The organism is Paenibacillus sp. FSL K6-1558 (assembly GCF_038002565.1).
GTDB lineage: Bacteria > Bacillota > Bacilli > Paenibacillales > Paenibacillaceae > Paenibacillus > Paenibacillus polysaccharolyticus.
Window position 1 is genome coordinate 3,757,926 of the sequence record NZ_JBBOCV010000001.1, and the last position, 19,666, is coordinate 3,777,591.

A 19,666-nucleotide genomic window follows, 5' to 3' on the forward strand; every position below is an offset into this window, starting at 1 on the left:
CCCATGCCAGAGTGTCGAAATCCATGTTTATTAATAATTACTGAGCAACAACTGCTTTATCTGCATTTACAGCCAGATCGCTCAAGTATACGCCAGTTCCATCGCCAATCGCATAGTTCATTACACGTTTGTTAACTGGTGATACCACAGCACGGTACAATGTTGGGAATACTGGAACTTCATCTACCATGTATTGTTGCCATTCATTGTAGATCTCTTTACGTTTCTCTACGTCAAATGCTTCAGCAGAGATACCACGTGCCAGCAATTTGTCGTTCTCTTCACTGGAGAAACGAGGGAAGTTATAGAGTGCATCGCGTCCATACAGACCTGATGGATCAACGTCGATACCAACACCCCAAGCCGCTTGGTACACATCGACATTAGGATCATCTTTACCTGTGTTACCTACACGGTCGTAGAAGTTGTTAAACTCGATCATTTCCAAGTTTACTTTCAGACCGATTGCTGCCCAAGATTGAACATAGTAACGTGCGAGTGGCTCAGCTGTGTCGCCACCTGTCATAGAAATAAAATTGATTTCAAGTGGTGAACCATCTGGCTTCGTACGGAATTCTCCGTCCATTTTATAGCCAGCTTCGTCAAGCAATTTCTTTGCAGCTTCCGGATCATATTTCACACCTGGATTGTTGGAATCATGGAATTCAGGGTGAGAAGGTGGAATCAGTGTTGTTGCATTCCAGCGAAGACCGTTGTAGAAACGTTTACCTACTTGGTCATTATCTACAGCCATCCACATCGCTTTACGCAAGTTTTTATCACCCATTTTTGCGTCAGGATTAGATTTAACTTTATTGTTCTCAGCATCCCATGTTCCCAGTTTGAAACCGATGTACGTATACGCACGGTCGATTGCACCCAGGAATTCAACGTTGGAGAGGTTCGCATTGTCTTTATACTGATCTGTCGGGAAGGAGTCTACCAGATCTACACCGCCAGATTTCAGCTCTTGAACAACCGTTGTCGGGTTGATTACTTTCAATGTTACTTTGTCCAGTTTTGGAGCTCCACGCCAGTAGTCATCGTTTTTAACAAACGTTACAGACTCACCTGGTGTGATCGTTTCTACTTTAAACGGACCAAAACCGATTGGCTTCTCACGTACTTCTTTGGAAGAAGACATTTTCGCAATATCCATACCACCAAAAATATGTTTCGCTAATGGATATGTCCACACGCCGCCTGTCAGCAGGGATGGCGTTGCTTCTTTATACGTAATGCTGATTTTTTTGTCACTCAGCACTTTAATACCAGAGATTGTTTTTGCTTTTCCAGCATGATACTCATCCATACCTACAACACTTGTGAAATTGGAATCATAACGTGGGCCATCATAACCTTTGCCACCGATGACTTCATAAGCAAACTGCAAATCTTCAGCCGTTACCGGCTTGCCATCATGCCAGTTTACATTGTCACGAATCGTGAGCGTAAACGTTTTGCCATCTTCGGATGTTTCATATGTTGCTGCACCATCATTGGTGTAGACATAGTCTTTATCCCAAGTCAGCAAACCTTCGTCAAACCATTGCAAAACTTGCGCATCCGGATTACCGGAATAGAAGTTAAAGTTTAGTGTACCTTCAAAAGCAGTATCGGATACGAGACCATAGGTAAGTGATCCACCCTCGATGGCTGTACCTTCATTCTTTTTAACATTACTGAAGTCTTCAATGGAGTAAACCCCCTCTTCTTTCGCAGGTTTTTCCTCCGTTTTCCCTTCTTCAGTTTTGGCTCCTGGTGCAGGAGTTGCTGCTTCTTTCTCGGAGCACGCCGCAAGCGCCAATACAAAGACCAGCATCATCGTGAAAAATAGTCCTCGTGAAAATAATCCCTTTTTCATGAACCTTTCCTCCCTTTTTTTAACCTCTTCTTTGTCTTGCATCCGTCGCACGTTTCAAGGCCTGTCCGACATTATTTATACTCAACATCAATACCAGGATCAGTAGTGATGCAGGTAGCCAAATCCACCATCTGTATTCCAAGGTTTGCGGATTACGTGCATAACTTACGAGTGTTCCAAGACTTGGTGTGCTTTCCGGGAAACCAAATCCCAAGAAAGACAACCCGGATTCAAGACCAATATTAGCTGCCAGGTTCAATGTCATCGTTACAATGATAATCGAACTCAGGTTAGGAAGAAGCTGCGATACAATAATTTTAAAGTGAGAAGATCCAAGTGTTTTGGATGCTTTAATATACTCGAGTTCACCCTCCTGAAGCGCCTTGGATCGAATCAATCTGGCGATTCCCATCCATAGGAAGGCGGTCATAATGAGCGAGAATGAAACGATATTATATTTCGGTACAGCCGTTACAAAGGCGATAACCATCATCAGGAATGGCAAGATCATGAAAAAGTCCACCACACGCATGAACATATTATCAATCATTCCGCCAAAGTATCCCGAGAGCACACCAACCAGAATGCCAATAAATCCAGTCATTAAGGTTACCAGAATACCGATAGTTAAAGAGTTTCTTGTCCCAATAACAAGCTGACCAAATACATCTCGTCCGCCATAGTCTGTTCCCAGCCAGTATTGAGCGGAAGGTGGCTCATATAGTGCAAACAAATCAACTTTAACAATATCGTCCTGATTCAGAATCATAGAGGTTCCATATACAAGAAGAATGACAAGCCCCAGGAATATGAGCGAAACGAGGGCTACTTTGTCCCTGACCAACTCTCGCCACACAATGCTTAAGCCGGAAGGGCTTTTATCAACCTTCTGCGAAGTTACAATAACATCATTGGTCTTGCTCATCTGTTTTCACCCCGAAATCTTCAAGTTCTTACTTAATGCGAATACGCGGATCGACCAATCCCAGAATAATATCAGACAGCAGTGAGCCTAGAATCGTAGCAATCCCATATAATAATACGAGTGCCGTGACTACACTGAAATCCCGTAATGAGATGGAATTCAGGAACAACTGTCCCATACCCGGGTAGCTGAATATACTTTCAATAAAGATGGTTCCGCCGATCAGCCCCGTAATCTCATACCCGAAAAATGCAGCAATCGGCAACAGGGAGTTTCGCAAAATATGTCTGTTGTAGATTCGGGATTCCGAAGCACCTTTGGCTCTCGCCGTGATTACGAACTCTTTGTGCTTGATATCAATAATCTCACTGCGTAAATATTGTACCGTGGATACAGTGGAGATTAGTGCCATTGATAACGCTGGTAGTAGCAAATGGTGAATCTTGCTTATGACGTATTCAAATGTTCCTGGTGTAAGACCTGGTGCCACACTTCCCCCTGTCGGGAACCATCCAAAACGGAACCCGAAAATCCAGACCATGACCAGAGCGAAAATGAAGAGTGGTGCTGCAAAACCCAGGTACGTATATCCTGTAATTAAACGGTCAGACCAGGTGTCGTTATAACGACCACTGATGATACCGAGTGGAATAGCAATAAGATATGTGAGAATCAGTGTTGCCAATGCAAGCCAGAATGTATTGGCAATCCGTTGACCAATAAGATCTGTTACTGGCATTTTAAAACGGAACGATTGTCCGAAATCACCCATAGCTGCATGCCTGATCCAGTCCCAATACTGTATATACCATGGATTATTCAATCCTAGCCGTTCGCGCTGTTCTTCTAGCGCTTTGGGATCAATACTCGGATCAAGCAGTCCCGTCAACGCGTCACCTGGCATGGCTTTGGCCATCAGGAAGACCAGAATACTGAGCAAAATTATTTGAGGAATCATTATAAATATTCGGCGTACAATAGTTTTCCACATATGGCCTTCAACCTTTCTGAGGTAAAGCTACCCGGTGAGTATCGGAAATGGATTGGAGCGAATAAGCAAGCCCTTCCTCATCGAAGAAATTGCGGTATGAATTTTCATACTCGGATTTGATCTGCTGTCGGAAAGCTATCATTTCCTCACGTTTGGTTGGGTCCATATCCGGAATCGCTGCGATAAGACGTTTGGTATAGATATGTTGGGGATTTTCAAAAATATCATCTGTTGTCCCTTGTTCCACATATCGACCTTTATACATAATTCCAATCTGGTCGCACATATGACGAATAATGCCCAGATCGTGGCTGATAAACAAATAGGTCAGATTCAGTTCTTTCTGAATTTCCTGCATGAAGTTGAGCACCTGGGCTTGTACGGATACATCCAGTGCAGATACAGGTTCGTCAGCGATAATCAGTTTGGGCTTGAGTGCAATGGCACGAGCGATTCCAATCCGTTGACGCTGTCCACCTGAGAATTCATGCGGATACTTGTAGATAGACTCTGGACTCAACCCTACCTTCTCTAATAAGCTACCGACCTGTCTCTTCTCTTCCGTTGCCGTCAGTCGTTCATAGTTTCTTAGAGGCTCAGCAATGATGTCCATAACGCGCTTCTTCGGGTTAAGAGACGAATAAGGATCCTGGAAAATCATCTGTACATCCCGCTGAAGCTGGCGATCTTTGCGTCGTTCTTTGGTCAAATCCCTGCCATTGAATAAAATTTTTCCACTTGTCACATGATTCAGACCAATCACAGCTCTGCCTGTTGTTGTCTTGCCTGAACCGGATTCTCCAACAAGACCGTAAGTCTGGCCTTCTTCAATGGAAAAGCTGACATCGTCAACCGCTTTGACACTGTCAATCTCCCGTTTTAGTAATCCTCCGCGAATCGGAAAGTGTATTTTGAGTCCTTCTACTTCAAGTAATGCCATTATGTTATGCCTCCTCCGCTTGATCAGGGAAATGAAAGTGCTGATAGCAGGTACACCTTACAAAGTGTCCTGGCGCAATTTCATGCATCTGCGGGTTATCTTCATGAGCAGAGTCGCTAATCCATGGAATTCGGGCCTTGAATCTGCACCCCTGCCTTGGAAGATTTTTGAGAGAAGGTACGATGCCTTGAATGACATGTAATTTGGATTTTTCTTCAGTAATCGTAGGGATCGAGTTTAATAATGAACGTGTATAGGGATGTTTTGCATTGGTCATCAATGTAACAATATCCGCTATTTCAACAATTTCTCCTGCATACATGACGGCTACACGATCAGCCATCTCGGCCACTACACCAAGGTCATGCGTAATAAGGATAATACCTGCGTTAATCTCATTCTTCAGCTCTCGGATCAACTCGAGAATTTGCAACTGAATGGTCACGTCAAGTGCTGTTGTTGGTTCATCGGCAATGAGCAGTTCTGGCTTATTGGCAATTGCGATTGCGATAACAATACGTTGCCTCATACCGCCAGATAATTCGTGGGGATATTGCTTATATATTTGTTCGGGACGTGGAATCCCTACCTGGTTCAATAAGTGAATAACCTTATCCCGCTTCTCTCTGGAAGACAGCTTCGGTTGATGAAGAGTGAGAATCTCTTCAATCTGTTCACCTATGATCATTAGAGGATTGAGTGCGGATAGTGGATCCTGAAAGATCATGGCCATTTCTCTTCCGCGCAGTTTGTTTAATTGATTAGGGGATATGTTGGCGATATCTTTCCCTTTATAGAGAATCTGACCTTCGATTTTGGCTTTGTTATGCAATCCCATCAGAGAAAATGCAAATGCACTCTTACCTGAACCTGATTCTCCTACAATAGCCAACACTTCATTTTTCTTAACCTTAAGATTAACGTGATCGACTGCTGCATAATAGTTATCTTCAATTCTGAATGATGTCGTTAAGTCTCTGACTTCCAATAGCTCTTTATTCAAATCAATCACCCTAACCCTGTAATTTCATCAGACTGTATTCATAAGTAGAAGAGTGCATCCACTGTATATTTCCATGTTGTTCCTTAAATTGAACAAAAGTGTATACAAAATACCTTATCGTTAACAGAATCAAGATTATAGTCTTCAATTTAAACCATTGGTCAATTAATGTTGATAATTCCTAGCGGAATTATAAATACAAATAATTACTGTAATCATACGTGTAATTTAAGTTAACGTCAATCATTATTTTGGGATTTATGGAATAAATGTTTTCTATGCTACAGTTTTGGGTAATAGTTTTGGCTAAAAGGTATCTATAGCAGGATTTTAGTGTGAGAGTTAAGTGTGCTCGGGTGGAATTACAACAATATGAGGCGTGTGTACAAAGTTTTTTTTTGTTTATATATAACATGTCTATGACACAATGTGTAGAGTTAATAGCATATGATTTGGGAGTAACTTAGTTAGTGTAAATTACATGTCACATTTAGGGGGATTTTGTCGTTTCATAGAATCTCTGCTTAGAGGTCATATGAAGCTTATATATATACATTTATTCAAGGTTTGTAAGATAAACGTAAAAATCTAGTTATTATAGTATAGTTTTATTTAATTGTTGCTGTAAAGAGTTAATTGTTACTTTTGAACATTTATTTTACAAAAGAAAGAAAAAAGTCCTGCAAAAAGCAGGACTTTACTAATAAATATTCATAATTACGCATATATACTATTACCTTTGTGGTGCCAATGGTGGCCTTTTACCACGTTTTAAATCACGAATACTCAAATCAAAGTCCATCTGTAGATGAGGATAGTCCGGAAAGTTAGTCCAGTCTCCACCCCAGGTGAAACCTAGCTCTTTAGCTAAATCGACAACCTCCATCCAATCTGCCTTGCCATTGCCATTATCATCTCGTTCCATATCCCAGACAATATCTCCATCAGGGGTTCTTAAGGCAAAATCAATGGCTAGTCCATAGTTATGATAAGACTCCCCGCCTCTTGCATTGGTGACAATATTCCCAGAAGATGAGCGTCCCTGTGCAAAGAGAGCATCTTGTTCCTCCACACTCCGATACCCATGCGTAATCACAACTTCTATACCTCGCCTGGCAGCCATACGGACTAATACACCTTCACTTTCGGCAACAGCTGGATGCAAACCGGTAATTGGCAAAGGCTCAGGAATTATTTCATCTTGCCATATCTCTCCCAAGTCCCCTTTTTGTTGCAACCATACAAATACAATGGATAGAATAATCGTTGCGATGATCCAGTTTCTCAGGCTTTTCTTCCTTTGCTGTCTTAGCTTACGTAGTGATGAATTCATATACTCTCCTACACTTTTTCTACTCATCAAGCTTTAATTCTTTTTTAAAGGCTTCATTTCAGGTAAACTAACTTCTATTATAATTCATCTCAGTTGTGAAAGCTTCTTCTGCAAAAATTACATGATTATACGTTTTCATTTTCTTGAATTTTCATATGGTATCCTTATTCTTATCCTTAGATTTATAGTATTTAAGAATACATAAAAAGCAGTCGGCTTATAGCCGGCTGCTCTTGTATGCAAACTGAGTAAGACTACTCAGTTGTGTATGGCAACAATGCGATTTGACGGGAGCGTTTGATTGCAATCGTCAGCATGCGTTGATATTTAGCGCTAGTACCTGTTACACGGCGTGGCAAAATTTTTCCACGTTCGCTGATAAATTTACGAAGCAAGTCCGTATCTTTATAATCGATGTGAGTAATTTTGTTCGCTGTGAAGAAGCACACTTTACGACGTTTGTTACGACCACCACGACGTGCCGGTCTTTTATCGTCTCCGCCTTCTCTTTGCTTGAAGCCCATGCTTTTCAGTCCTTTCCTATCATGTAACCGATAACTCGTACGAGTAACGGCTCACGTTAAAATGGCAAATCATCATCCGATATATCAATCGGTTTTCCGTCATCGGAAAAAGGATCCTGATTGTTGCTACGCGCAGCATTATTGTTGCTCGCACGTCCGCCGCCTCCATAAGAAGGCTCTTCACGCATAGGTTGACCCCCGCCGCCACCGCCTTCGCGGTTAGCTGACTCCAAGAAACGAACATTATCGGCAATGACTTCGGTCACGTATACACGTTTTCCTTCGTTATTCTCGTAGTTACGTACTTGAATGCGTCCTTCGACTGCAGCCAGACGACCTTTACGCAAATAGTTTGCACAAGTCTCGGCAAGCTGTCTCCAGGTTACGACCGGAATAAAATCTGCTTCCCGCTCTCCTCCTTGGCTTGTAAACGGTCTGTCTACCGCCAAAGTAAATTGTGTCACAGCTACTCCTGCTGGAGTATAACGTAACTCAGGATCCCGGGTTAACCGGCCGATCAGAATGACACGGTTCAACAATGTAATCCCCTCCTTCTGAGCGTATTGGTGCGATAATCACGAGTTAATGTCTTAGGCAGACTTAACGTCGTTGGTAATGAGATAACGAATTACTTCGTCAGAAATTTTCATGAGACGCTCAAGCTCAGTAACTACTGCTGGTTCAGCAGTGAAGTGTACCAGAACATAAACACCATCACGGAATTTCTTGATCTCATACGCAAGACGGCGTTTACCCATAACGTCGTGAGCTGTAACCTCACCACCGCCGTTGGAGATGATGCCTTGGAATTTATCGACTGTAGCTTGAACAACTTCTTGCTCAACGTCAGGACGAATAATGTACATCACTTCATATTTGCGCATAATTTTCACCTCCTTATGGACTCTGGCCCTCAATCCAGGTTGAGAGCAAGGAACGAGCACAAACTCGAACTATATTAATATAACAAATGCACAAACGAAATGCAAGCAAACGTTCCCTGTACATATTGGTACATAATCCCCATCATGTTTAGACATCAGATGGAACACACTACAGAAGTAACACTGATCTCATTCTGTGGAGGAGGCTACTTATTATGGGTGAAAGAACCGAGTTCGAACCTGGTGACAAAGCGCCGAATGATGGAGAATACACTGAAGTCGGGGAGAAGAGTTTTCACACGGAGATTAATGATCCCAAGCGAGTCACGCTAAAAAAAGGTGAAGCCTTTCCGGAAACGAGCAATCACAATCGCAAGTGGAAAAAGCTGACTAAAGCTCGCGTTCACTAAGTTTTTTTTCAGTACCACGTATATAAAACGGTAGTTAGCACATAATACAATCAGGCGGTACACGAGAGAGGTGTGGTTCCGTTGGACAACGAAGCCGATTTTTCGATGTTGGAGATGCATCACGTAATATAAGAAGCTTGTGGGTGTGTAAGACTTCAGTCCGAAGCACAGGTATTGCTACAAGCAGTACAGCCAGCGTTTCTGTCGTTACGACCGATTGTGATCTAACTAAACATGTACCGCCGGATAAAGAGCCCGTCAGGGCTCTTTATTTTTTTATACGAGGCCACATTATACAATTTTCCAAAAAAATATAAGAAACAAAATAAAAAGACTATCCAATAGGCTAGTCCCTTCAAGTTGTTTATGATGACTCCAGTCCATGGAGTTATGTAAGCATTGCATTTTCGCAAAATCTAAATGACTTAAGTGGCGGAAAGGGTGGGATTCGAACCCACGCACGCTGTGACACGCCTAGCTGATTTCGAGTCAGCCCCCTTGGGCCTCTTGGGTACCTTTCCGCAGCAAAATTGATTATATCACGCCTGTAGTCGGAAAGCAATACCTATACCCTGTCTGCATGAAAACGCTATTTCACTATTACGTTTCATCACCGCGATATGGCTAGATCATGCATCTAAAACACCGGATATATGTTTTCCTCTTCCACCCTACCCTCAGGATTCCTCATCCTCTTCTACCGAGCGTAACACCTTTTTCATGTTTTTCTCGAACTTGGCCCGAGGAATCAGTACGCTATGTTTGCAACCAACACACTTGATCCGAATATCCATCCCCATCCGAATGATCTCCATCTCATTGCTTCCACAGGGATGTTGCTTTTTCATCTGTACGATATCTCCAAGCTGGAAACTTTTACGCTCCACCTGCACCATCTCCCTCATCATTATCCATCGCAGCCGCCTGCTCTAATGCAGCCAATTTGCTTCTCTCATGGTACTCGAGTATTTTCTTCACATCTCCCTGAATTTGACGTTCGACCGAAGACCGGGAGTTCGGCATACATTCCGCTACCACACGAATGACATAATCAGAAGTAGACATCGACTGAATACCTAGCACATCCGGTACCTTCACAATATTCAGATCTCGTTCCTCAATACCTGCGAGCGATTGCTTCACCAGATGTACGGACTCATCCAGCGTCAGATCAGCCTTCATCGGGATATCCACTACAGCAAGCGAATTAGACATCGAATAGTTAGTCACACTTGCAATTGTACCATTCGGAATGATGTGTACTTCTCCCTGCCAGCTTACCAGTTTGGTTGTTCTTAGACCAATGACTTCAACAGTTCCTTTGAACGTGCCTGTCTGAATCACATCTCCTACAGCAAACTGATCCTCTAAAATAATAAAGAATCCGGTAATGACATCCTTCACTAAACCCTGGGCACCAAAACCAATTGCAAGCCCCAGAACACCGGCACTAGCTAGCAATGGTCCAACCTGTACATTGATCTCGGATAACAGTAACAAAATCATAATGAAATTACATGTTATCGAGGTCGCATTTTTCAACAACTCACCAATCGTTACAAATCTGCGCGGGTTGACGCGAATTTTGCCTTCCTGCTTCCGTTCCATCGAACGATCAATAACCCTGGACACCACTTTAATGACAATACGAGTGATAATAAAAATAATGAGGATGCGAATCGAACTGAACATGATGTTAAGCCACATATCCGTATCCGAAATTTTAGCCCACACTTTATCCGTCCAACGAATGGCTTCATCCACAGTTGATGCATAAATGCCGACATTATTACCAGCTTGCGCAAAATAAAATGACATCAAAGTCTGATTCCTCCTCTACATCGGTATGTTATCATAGCTGTCTTCGGTTTTGAAATAGAGGCCGCGAATCTCAACAAACTCATCACGAATAATTTTCTGTACTCGCATCAGATCCTCTTTTGGAAACTGAATACACAGTGCACAGCCCGCTGTAATCTCCTTAGGTGTCGGAAACAAGTCAATCTCGATCTCAGCAAACTCTAATAGCATCTCTGCTCGCAGTGCCTGCTGCGTTGAATCAAACGCAATCAACATCCAATCGTTCAGCCATTCGTCCATGTCCTGCTCCTTTCAAGCTACAACCACTCTCAGGTAAAAAGCCTGTCCTTCCGAAGTATAAAACACTCTACCTTTCCATATACTGATACTACTATTCCAAGGGAAAGGATAGATCCTATGAATCCTACTTCGCGTTCCTTTTCATCACAAGATCTGACCAGCCTGAAAGTTCCTCATACTGATCCAGGTGTGCATTCTGCCATTGTACATCGTTTAATGTTCCATCTCTATAAAGCTCATTCCTTGCAAAATGTAGTGATTGTCTGCATCGGTACAGACCGTTCCACCGGTGACTGTCTCGGACCGCTAGTGGGTACGTCACTGGCAAAATGGGACAGCCCTCTGTTCCATCTATATGGCACATTGGATGAGCCGGTTCATGCTGTAAATCTGCAAGACACACTCCACAAAATCTACAACACCCATCAAAATCCGTATGTGATTGGTATTGACGCCTGTCTTGGCCAATCCTCTAGTGTCGGTTGTATCCAGGTCGTAAACGGCCCGCTCAAGCCTGGCGCAGGCGTAAATAAAGAATTACCGCCGGTCGGCGATATCCATCTGACAGGTATCGTTAACGTCGGCGGTTTTATGGAATACTTTGTGCTTCAGAACACACGGCTTAGTCTCGTTATGCGGATGTCTGAAATTATAGCAAGCAGTCTGTACTCGGCCATTCGGGAATGGCACACTCGCTCTACTCTGCTTGCTGTGCCAGAGTAATAGCTTCCTTCTCCTCTGGGGAAAGTGTATACGTTGACTCTCCCCCTTTTAGAGGTTTTGCATATACATATGAACCATCACGATTGAATAATCCCGTAAGGATCATACCATCCTGACTTTCATTAATCATGGCTATCGAAAAGCTCAGGTCGCTACCACGCTCTCCATAAGCGTTGTATCTTTTCACACCGACCTTGCCCTGAATACGAGCCAGCTTCTGCAATGCTGTTTGCAACTGATTCGTTTGCAGTTTGTGTTCGTCCTCAATGCTGTCCATCTGAATCTTCAGATTAATTAGTAGGGACTCCAAATCCTCCACACCACTGCCAGCCATCATGGCTTCGTATTTACGTTTAAACTTCCGTAACTTTGCCCCTTGAGCAATACTCACGATCAGCAAAATCACCGTAAGCAATGCCAATCCGCCAATAATCCATAACAGCTGTTCCAGAATCAGCTCATTTAATTCAGCCATGTAAGTGCAACTACCCCTCTATGTTTTTGATCAGATTCACGTCTGTCCGTAGTTCTTAGCTTTTATTATAAATCAACCCGTTATTCAAGGAATTAATCATATATTTCCATTTTGAACAACAGAACGTTGAACAATTTTGTTGCTCCCTATTTCACTGCTGTCAGCTCAGTAATGGCCCGAATGAGTTCATCGACCTCTTCATGGGAAGAGTTGTATCCAACGCTTGCTCTGACAGCCCCGGTAGCTGTTGTACCTGCTGACTCATGCGCAAGTGGAGTACAGTGAAATCCTGAACGAACCGCAATACCATAATTCCGATCCAGCCGGAATGCAAGCTGAGCTGAATCATATCCCTCAATTATAAAGGATACTAATCCTGAACGAGGTTGTCCAATGTCCGGGCCCAACAGTTGAATACCTTTGATCGAAGAAAGCCCATTCATTATAAGTTGCGTTAACTCCCACTCATGCTGATAGATGGAAGCAGGTGTCATGGCAAGTACATGCTTCACCCCCGCTCCTAACCCAGCAATCCCCACCGTATTAGGAGTCCCTGCTTCATATCGATCTGGACGCACTTTAGGCTGTTCTACTGCCTCGGATTGACTACCTGTACCTCCATGAAGGAGAGGTTGCACATCAAGCTCAGGAGCGATGTATAAGCCGCCTGTACCTTGGGGTCCTAACAATCCCTTATGTCCTGGAAAAGCGAGCATATCAATGCCTAGTTTTCCTACATCCACTGGCATTACCCCAACACTCTGAGCTGCATCCACCAGTAAAAGAGCGTGATGTTGACGGCATAGTTCTGAGATTTCTCCGATTGGCAAAATGCTCCCTAGAAGATTAGAACTGTGCGTACATACGACCAAACGGGTGTTTTTCCGAAACATCCGCTCCATCTGTTTTAAGTCTATGGCTCCATAAGCTGTGACGGGTACATAATCAACCTCAATCTTACCCTGTCTGCGAAGGAACTCCAGAGGGCGCCGAACTGAATTATGTTCCGCCATGGTGGCTATAACATGATCACCCTCCTGAAGCACACCCTGAATTGCAAGATTAAGGGCTTCTGTTGTGTTTGAACCAAATGCAATATCATTAGGGTTTCTAATACCAAACAGAGTCGCTAAGCCTTTTCTCGTTTCAAACAAAACCCTGCTCGCCTGCACAGCCATACGATGACTCCCCCTGCCTGGGTTAGCCCCTGCAAATTGAAGGGCATTCATCATTGCCTCACCAACAGCAGGTGGTTTAGGCCATGATGTTGCTGCATGATCCAGATAGATTGTGTTCTCCATCCTCCTACCACCTCAGCTCATAAGAAATAATTACAGGATTTGTTTACAAACAAAGAATGACATATCGTTTCTCCAGAACACAGAGTCGATATGTCATGACATGAGTAGCTCTGCATGTTGTTAATGATGCACCCGAGTTGTTATTGCAACAGTTCTAATAATCGTTCGAGATCTTGTTTGCTATAGTAGTTGAGCTCTATTTTACCTTTATCTTTCTGACCATGTTTAATTTTCACTGTCGTTTTAAATCGTTCCCGAAGTGACTCTTCCAAGGTGTCGATAAACGGATCTTTCTTCTTTAGCTTGGCCTTAGCCTTCACTTCACCTGGTTTGGAACGATCAAGTTGTTGCACTGCCTCTTCCAGCTCACGCACACTCCACTGCTGATCAATGGACTGTTTAGCTAGTTGTTTGACCAGGTTTTCATCCTTCACACCAACAATGGCACGTGCATGTCCCATTGACAATGTTCCACGTGAAACATGATCCTTTACTTCCTCTGGCAAAGCCAATAATCGTAAAAAGTTAGCGATGTGAGAGCGTGATTTACCAACCTTCACGGACAACTCTTCTTGGGTCAAAGAGAATTGATCCATTAATCCCTGGTAGGCAACTGCTAGTTCCATTGCATTCAGATTCTCCCGTTGCAGGTTCTCAATCAGGGCTATTTCCATAACCTGCTGATCATTAAACGTACGAACAACAGCTGGAATGGTAGCATTACCACAATACTGTGATGCCCTAAACCTGCGCTCGCCTGCAATAATCTCATATCCTCGGAGTACAGGACGAACGATAATGGGTTGGATCACACCGTGCTGCCGGATCGATTCCGCCAGTTCATGTATTGCTTCCTCATCAAATGCTTTACGCGGCTGATAAGGGTTAGCCCGCAGTTGACTAATCGGGATTTCTACGACTTTATCATCGTCATTAATTGAAAGCGAAGGAATGAGGGCATCAAGTCCTTTTCCAAGCCGCTTACTCATAAGAAATCACTTCCTTTGCGAGCTCTAAATACACTTCCGCTCCTCGGGAACGGGGATCATACGTTATAATGGATTGCCCGTGAGATGGTGCCTCACTCAGCCGTACATTACGCGGAATAATCGTTTGATATACCTTTTGCTGAAAATACTTCTTCACTTCTTCTATAACTTGAATGCCCAGATTCGTCCGAGCATCAAACATCGTCAGTAACACGCCTTCAATCTGAAGAGAGGTATTTAAATGTTTTTGCACCAGCCGAACCGTATTCAGCAATTGGCTTAACCCTTCCAATGCATAATACTCACACTGAATCGGAATAATCACGGAATCGGAGGCTGTTAGCGAGTTGATCGTCAACATTCCGAGCGATGGCGGGCAATCAATAAGAATATAATCATAATTATTTCTAACTTGTGCGAGTGCCTTTTTCAGACGAACTTCTCGCGATATGGTGGATACCAATTCGATCTCGGCTCCGGCAAGTTGAATTGTTGCAGGTATGATATGAAGTCCCTCAATTTGTGTCTCCGCGATCGCTTCCTGAGGAGGCACATCATTAATTAGGACATCATATATACAATTCGCCACATCTGCTTTATTAATTCCGACTCCGCTCGTTGTATTTCCTTGGGGGTCAATGTCAACAAGCAGTACCTTCTTCCCGAGTGAAGCAAGTCCTGCACCCAAGTTAACCGATGTCGTTGTTTTCCCCACACCGCCCTTTTGATTTGCTACGGCCATAATCTTAGACAATACCTTCACCTCAAATAAAATAGGAGTCTTTTCTTGTAGGTTGTGAGTTACAGTTAACAATAAGCAGGCGGCCACCGTCCACAAGAACAACAACTACCGTTTCCTTAACAGAACGATTTGTTCCCTTCACGTCGCATGAAAAACGGACTATATAGACAGAAAAAGCGGCCATTGCCGCCTTAAGCTTCAATTATTTGCGTTTTGGAATATGAATAACAATTTCGTAGTGATCCTCATGATCCGCTTCTTTTGTTTTGATATCCATACCTGAGCCTGTTACCATATCGATAGATTGACGAATCGTGTTAAGTGCCAGTCTTACATCCTTAGTAAAAGATATCCGCTTGGACTTTTTAATCTTGGAAGCTTCCTTATAAAAAGCAACACGTACCTCTGTCTGCTTAACATTCAATTCCTTGTCGATAATCTCGCCCAGCAATTTCAATTGCAGTTCTTCCGTATCCAGCGACAATAAGGCTCTTGCGTGACGTTCAGATATTTTGCGCTCCATCAAGGCTGTTTTCACACCTTCTGGAAGATTCAACAACCTAATCTTGTTAGCAATGGTAGATTGACTTTTACCAAGTCGTTGAGCAAGGCTCTCCTGTGTCAACTGATGCAAATCTATCAACTTTTGGTAGGCAACCGCTTCCTCAATCGAGGTTAAACCTTCACGCTGCAAGTTCTCAATTAACGCAATGGATGCGGCCTGAGAGTCGTTGAATTCACGCACAATGGCCGGGATGTGCTCAAGACCTAGTTTGCGAACAGCACGCCAGCGGCGTTCCCCAGCGATAATCTCATATGATCCATTACGAACCCGAACAACAATAGGTTGAATAACACCATGTGTTCTGATTGTTTGCAGTAACTCATCAATTTTATCATCATCAAAAATAGTACGGGGTTGATATGGGCTACTCACAATTTCGTTAACCGGAACCTGTTTAATCTCGTCTCCGTTATTGCGCTCCGCCAAACCAAACAACTTCGAAAATTGTTCTTTCATTCCGTAGATTACCACCTAGTTTCGTAATAGCTCCCACATTAGCAGGTGCTTCTTATTCCATAAGCGAGACTTCATACTCATCGTTCCTGAAATAAGTTATGCCATTCGTATTGCCCTGCTGCGAAACAGCATCAAATGCTTAACCATCTATTGATATGAACTAATCTAAGATCACTGTTTACGCAGGAACTGATACTTCTATTCTATCATCTTTTTCACCATAATCCTATGTTTACCTATTCTTTAAAAGAATCAAATTTTCCTGCTTTTTTATTCTGTTTATTAGGAAAATAAAATGAATGACTACCTATATAAGTTGAACTAAAGATGTTTACACTGAGCACTCCGATGACAGAATAACCTTCCCATCGCTGTTATCCCCGGATTTTTTTGATTCCCTTTTCTAAAGGGAAAAATCCGATGATAAGCTTATGCTTCCGATGTAGCTTTCTTGCAGAAAGCTTTTAGCCGACCGCTTCGCTTTTTCAGGTTTTTTCTTTCCTCTCCGTTTCTGTGTAAATAAAAATAGTTCAAATTATATAAATCCTGATGAACTAAAATTATTCCAGCCCTGATTTTGTATATGAAAATCTCATCCCACCGTATGCATTTAATTTAACTCAGTTCTAATTTAGAAAACACAAAAAAATAGAGAATGTTTCACGTGAAACATCCTCTATTTCCATCTGGTCATTCAACATGTTATTTTGTTTTTGTCCCTATGTCACAATACTACACGAGTGGAGTTTTAAGTGGTGTCCCCGGTTTACGTGGATACTTATGTGGTGTCTTATCAAACTTCTGAATCAAAATAATATGACGTTCTGATTCCTCCACCGGCAGCTGGAATGGATGAACAGCCTTCACCCGTCCTTTCAGCTGATTAAAGCTGAACTCTGCTTCCTTCATTTCATCCCGCGGGTCTCCGCCCTTCATTGCAGCGAACATACCGCTTTTACGTACAAAGGGAAGGCAGAATTCATTCAGTACCGCGAGCTTGGCTACCGCCCGTGCAGTAACCAGATCATAGCTGTCTCGATATCCTTCTTTGCGGCCCAGTTCCTCAGCACGACCATGGATTAATTCGACCTGCTCCAGACCAAGTGTATCCACTACATACTGTAAGAAACCAATCCGTTTATTCAATGAGTCGATGATTGTAAGCTGGATATGTGGAAAACAAATCTTAAGCGGGATTCCTGGGAATCCTGCTCCTGACCCGATGTCAGCCAGTTTGTTTACTTTGTTCATATCCGTATAAAACGCTAACGATACCGAATCATAGAAATGTTTGGTATATACTTGCTCCCGATCTGTAATACCGGTAAGATTCATTTTTTCATTCCAGGAGACAAGTTCTTTATAATACAATTCGAACTGTTCCAGCTGGAGTTCTCCTATTTCCAAGCCATGCTCCTTCAAGCGTTGTTGCAACTGCTGTTGAATATCGTCCATTATTGTCCCCTTGCTGCGGTAACGCGGTTATAATGCTCAAGATAGACAAGCAAGATAGAGATATCAGCAGGCGTTACACCCGCAATACGAGACGCCTGACCAATGGAGATCGGGCGAATTTTCGCCAGCTTCTGCTTGGCTTCCATCGCAAGACCATGAATCTCATCATATACGATCGTGTCTGGAATTTTCTTTTTCTCCATTTTTAGCAAACGTTCCACGTGGATCAATTGCTTCTCAATATAACCCGCATATTTAATTTGAATTTCGACTTGTTCCTTCATATCAGCAGTCAATTCCACCTCGGAAGGAGATACTTGCTCAATCCAGTCATATCCAATCTCCGGACGACGCATCAGGTTCAGCAATGTGCTTCCATCCTGGATCGGTGTAGAACCGATCTCTTCCAGTTTGGCATTAACTTCAACAGGACGTACCTTTGAATCTTTCAAACGTGCAATCTCCTGCTCGACTTTCGCCTTTTTATCCAGGAAAGATGCATACCGATCCTCGGTAATCAGTCCAATGTCATGACCAATCTCCGTAAGGCGCATATCTGCATTGTCATGACGGAGCAGCAAACGATACTCGGCACGAGATGTCAGCAAACGGTAAGGCTCATTGGTACCTTTGGTAACGAGATCATCAATGAGTACTCCAATGTAACCTTGGGAACGATCAAGTACAATAGCCTCTTTGCCCTGCACTTTACGTGCTGCATTGATACCAGCCATGACCCCTTGTCCTGCCGCTTCCTCATATCCGGATGTACCATTGATCTGACCCGCTGTGAACAGCCCTGGCAGACGTTTTGTTTCCAGAGATGGCCACAATTGCGTTGGAACCATCGCATCGTATTCAATTGCGTAACCGTTACGCATCATTTCCACTTTTTCCATACCCGGAATCGAACGAAGAACAGCCAGTTGTACATCCTCTGGCAGACTTGTAGATAAACCCTGTACGTAATACTCCGATGTATTTTTACCCTCCGGCTCCAGGAAAATCTGATGCTTTGGCTTATCGCTGAAACGTACAATTTTATCCTCAATGGATGGGCAATAACGCGGCCCTGTTCCCTCAATCACACCTGAGAACATCGGCGCACGATGCAGATTATCATTAATAATCTGATGTGTTTCCACAGATGTATACGTCAACCAACAAGGTAGCTGCTCATTCGTAGAAGATGTTGTCTCATAGGAAAAGAACTTCGGCTCATCATCGCCGGGCTGAATTTCAGTTTTGCTAAAATCAATTGTATCCTTATGCACACGTGGTGGTGTACCCGTTTTGAAACGTACAAGCTCGAAGCCCAGCTCACGCAGATGCTCCGACAATTTCAGAGATGGCTGCTGATTGTTTGGTCCGCTTTCATACATCAGCTCGCCCATAATGACTTTACCGCGCAGGTATGTTCCTGTTGTCAGCACTACAGCTTTGGCACGATATTCTGTACCTGTTTGAGTGACAACTCCTACACACTGACCATCCTCTACGATTAGACGATCTACCATGCCCTGACGCATGGTTAGATTAGATTCTTTCTCCATCGTTTCTTTCATTGTATGCTGATAAGAGAACTTATCCGCTTGCGCACGTAGCGCATGAACGGCAGGTCCTTTACCCGTATTGAGCATCCGCATTTGGATAAAGGTTTTGTCGATATTCCGGCCCATTTCCCCGCCCAGTGCATCTATTTCCCGTACAACGTGTCCTTTTGCCGGCCCACCAATGGATGGGTTACAAGGCATGAAAGCCACCATGTCGAGGTTGATCGTAATCATCAGAGTTTTTGAACCCATTCGGGCCGCTGCAAGAGCTGACTCTACCCCGGCATGTCCTGCTCCAACGACAATAACATCATATCTGCCGCCATCAAAAGCCATGTGTATTACCTCCTTATTTTGCTGTTATCTATATGAAAACCAACACTTCCTGGCAACAACATCATTCCATCCTTTGACAACGGGCAGAAATTGTACC

Annotated in this window: 21 protein-coding genes and 1 tRNA gene; 2 read left to right on the plus strand and 20 right to left on the minus strand. The window is 43.3% G+C overall.

The genetic code is table 11. The features are described 5' to 3' along the window. Positions 1-37: 37 nt before the first annotated feature. The 9 genes from MHI38_RS16140 to rpsF form a co-directional block, all read right to left on the minus strand. On the minus strand, positions 38-1,864 hold the full coding sequence (locus MHI38_RS16140) for an oligopeptide ABC transporter substrate-binding protein (protein WP_253498862.1): 1,827 nt from the start codon (positions 1,862-1,864) through the stop codon (positions 38-40). A 19-nt stretch (positions 1,865-1,883) separates the two neighbouring features. After that, complete coding sequence (locus MHI38_RS16145; protein ID WP_123067009.1) at positions 1,884-2,789, minus strand: ABC transporter permease; 906 nt, start codon at positions 2,787-2,789, stop codon at positions 1,884-1,886. A 28-nt stretch (positions 2,790-2,817) separates the two neighbouring features. Further along, positions 2,818-3,780 carry an oligopeptide ABC transporter permease gene (opp4B, locus tag MHI38_RS16150; RefSeq protein WP_154889655.1) on the minus strand — a complete coding sequence of 321 codons (963 nt, stop codon included), beginning with the start codon at positions 3,778-3,780 and terminating at the stop codon, positions 2,818-2,820. Positions 3,781-3,787: 7 nt separating this feature from the next. Then, positions 3,788-4,720, minus strand: a complete 933-nt coding sequence (locus tag MHI38_RS16155) for an ABC transporter ATP-binding protein (RefSeq protein ID WP_260510743.1) — start codon at positions 4,718-4,720, stop codon at positions 3,788-3,790. A 4-nt stretch (positions 4,721-4,724) separates the two neighbouring features. After that, positions 4,725-5,723 (minus strand): ABC transporter ATP-binding protein, encoded by a 999-nt coding sequence (locus MHI38_RS16160; RefSeq protein WP_090923585.1) that lies wholly within the window; start codon positions 5,721-5,723, stop codon positions 4,725-4,727. A 733-nt stretch (positions 5,724-6,456) separates the two neighbouring features. After that, positions 6,457-7,083, minus strand: a complete 627-nt coding sequence (locus tag MHI38_RS16165; protein ID WP_341181439.1) for a M15 family metallopeptidase — start codon at positions 7,081-7,083, stop codon at positions 6,457-6,459. 227 nt (positions 7,084-7,310) lie between these two features. Then, on the minus strand, positions 7,311-7,580 hold the full coding sequence (rpsR, locus tag MHI38_RS16170; RefSeq protein WP_090923587.1) for a 30S ribosomal protein S18: 270 nt from the start codon (positions 7,578-7,580) through the stop codon (positions 7,311-7,313). A gap of 56 nt (positions 7,581-7,636) precedes the next feature. Then, positions 7,637-8,119 (minus strand): single-stranded DNA-binding protein, encoded by a 483-nt coding sequence (ssb, locus tag MHI38_RS16175; protein WP_341181440.1) that lies wholly within the window; start codon positions 8,117-8,119, stop codon positions 7,637-7,639. 51 nt (positions 8,120-8,170) lie between these two features. Then, positions 8,171-8,464, minus strand: coding sequence for a 30S ribosomal protein S6 (rpsF, locus tag MHI38_RS16180; RefSeq protein ID WP_024629534.1), 294 nt, complete (start codon positions 8,462-8,464; stop codon positions 8,171-8,173). Positions 8,465-8,679: 215 nt separating this feature from the next. On the opposite strand from rpsF, the gene MHI38_RS16185 reads away from it, so the two are divergent. Continuing rightward, positions 8,680-8,874, plus strand: a complete 195-nt coding sequence (locus tag MHI38_RS16185) for a YjzC family protein (protein WP_090923589.1) — start codon at positions 8,680-8,682, stop codon at positions 8,872-8,874. 430 nt (positions 8,875-9,304) lie between these two features. On the opposite strand, the gene MHI38_RS16190 is transcribed toward MHI38_RS16185, so the two are convergent. From MHI38_RS16190 to MHI38_RS16205, 4 genes are all read right to left on the minus strand, one after another. Further along, a tRNA-Ser gene (locus tag MHI38_RS16190) sits at positions 9,305-9,395 on the minus strand. A 156-nt stretch (positions 9,396-9,551) separates the two neighbouring features. Beyond that, positions 9,552-9,761: a DUF951 domain-containing protein gene (locus MHI38_RS16195; RefSeq protein WP_090923590.1), complete on the minus strand. Its 210-nt coding sequence runs from the start codon at positions 9,759-9,761 to the stop codon at positions 9,552-9,554. Continuing rightward, on the minus strand, positions 9,751-10,692 hold the full coding sequence (locus tag MHI38_RS16200; RefSeq protein WP_336122766.1) for a mechanosensitive ion channel family protein: 942 nt from the start codon (positions 10,690-10,692) through the stop codon (positions 9,751-9,753). Before MHI38_RS16200 ends, MHI38_RS16195 begins: the two co-directional genes overlap by 11 nt. An 18-nt stretch (positions 10,693-10,710) precedes the next feature. Further along, a complete protein-coding gene (locus tag MHI38_RS16205) occupies positions 10,711-10,974 on the minus strand; it encodes a DUF3343 domain-containing protein (protein WP_186809681.1) in 264 nt (87 codons plus the stop codon). A gap of 117 nt (positions 10,975-11,091) precedes the next feature. Between MHI38_RS16205 and yyaC the strand changes: the two genes are divergently transcribed. Beyond that, on the plus strand, positions 11,092-11,697 hold the full coding sequence (gene yyaC / locus MHI38_RS16210; protein ID WP_090923592.1) for a spore protease YyaC: 606 nt from the start codon (positions 11,092-11,094) through the stop codon (positions 11,695-11,697). Here the strand turns inward: yyaC and MHI38_RS16215 are convergent. The 7 genes from MHI38_RS16215 to mnmG all read right to left on the minus strand — a co-directional run bounded on the left by MHI38_RS16215 (position 11,672) and on the right by mnmG (position 19,569). Continuing rightward, positions 11,672-12,172 (minus strand): DUF4446 family protein, encoded by a 501-nt coding sequence (locus tag MHI38_RS16215; RefSeq protein WP_090923593.1) that lies wholly within the window; start codon positions 12,170-12,172, stop codon positions 11,672-11,674. The two genes, yyaC and MHI38_RS16215, sit on opposite strands and share 26 nt — an antisense overlap. Positions 12,173-12,318: 146 nt before the next feature. After that, positions 12,319-13,473 carry an aminotransferase class V-fold PLP-dependent enzyme gene (locus MHI38_RS16220; RefSeq protein WP_253498858.1) on the minus strand — a complete coding sequence of 385 codons (1,155 nt, stop codon included), beginning with the start codon at positions 13,471-13,473 and terminating at the stop codon, positions 12,319-12,321. Positions 13,474-13,613: 140 nt separating this feature from the next. Next, positions 13,614-14,462 (minus strand): ParB/RepB/Spo0J family partition protein, encoded by an 849-nt coding sequence (locus tag MHI38_RS16225; RefSeq protein WP_253498856.1) that lies wholly within the window; start codon positions 14,460-14,462, stop codon positions 13,614-13,616. Then, on the minus strand, positions 14,455-15,216 hold the full coding sequence (locus tag MHI38_RS16230) for a ParA family protein (protein WP_090923627.1): 762 nt from the start codon (positions 15,214-15,216) through the stop codon (positions 14,455-14,457). The genes MHI38_RS16225 and MHI38_RS16230 overlap by 8 nt, the downstream gene beginning before the upstream one ends. Before the next feature lie 190 nt (positions 15,217-15,406). Then, positions 15,407-16,225 (minus strand): nucleoid occlusion protein, encoded by an 819-nt coding sequence (gene noc / locus MHI38_RS16235; protein WP_090923596.1) that lies wholly within the window; start codon positions 16,223-16,225, stop codon positions 15,407-15,409. 732 nt (positions 16,226-16,957) lie between these two features. Next, complete coding sequence (gene rsmG / locus MHI38_RS16240; protein ID WP_090923597.1) at positions 16,958-17,680, minus strand: 16S rRNA (guanine(527)-N(7))-methyltransferase RsmG; 723 nt, start codon at positions 17,678-17,680, stop codon at positions 16,958-16,960. Next, on the minus strand, positions 17,680-19,569 hold the full coding sequence (gene mnmG, locus MHI38_RS16245; protein ID WP_154889642.1) for a tRNA uridine-5-carboxymethylaminomethyl(34) synthesis enzyme MnmG: 1,890 nt from the start codon (positions 19,567-19,569) through the stop codon (positions 17,680-17,682). Before mnmG ends, rsmG begins: the two co-directional genes overlap by 1 nt. Between the last annotated feature and the right edge of the window lie 97 nt (positions 19,570-19,666).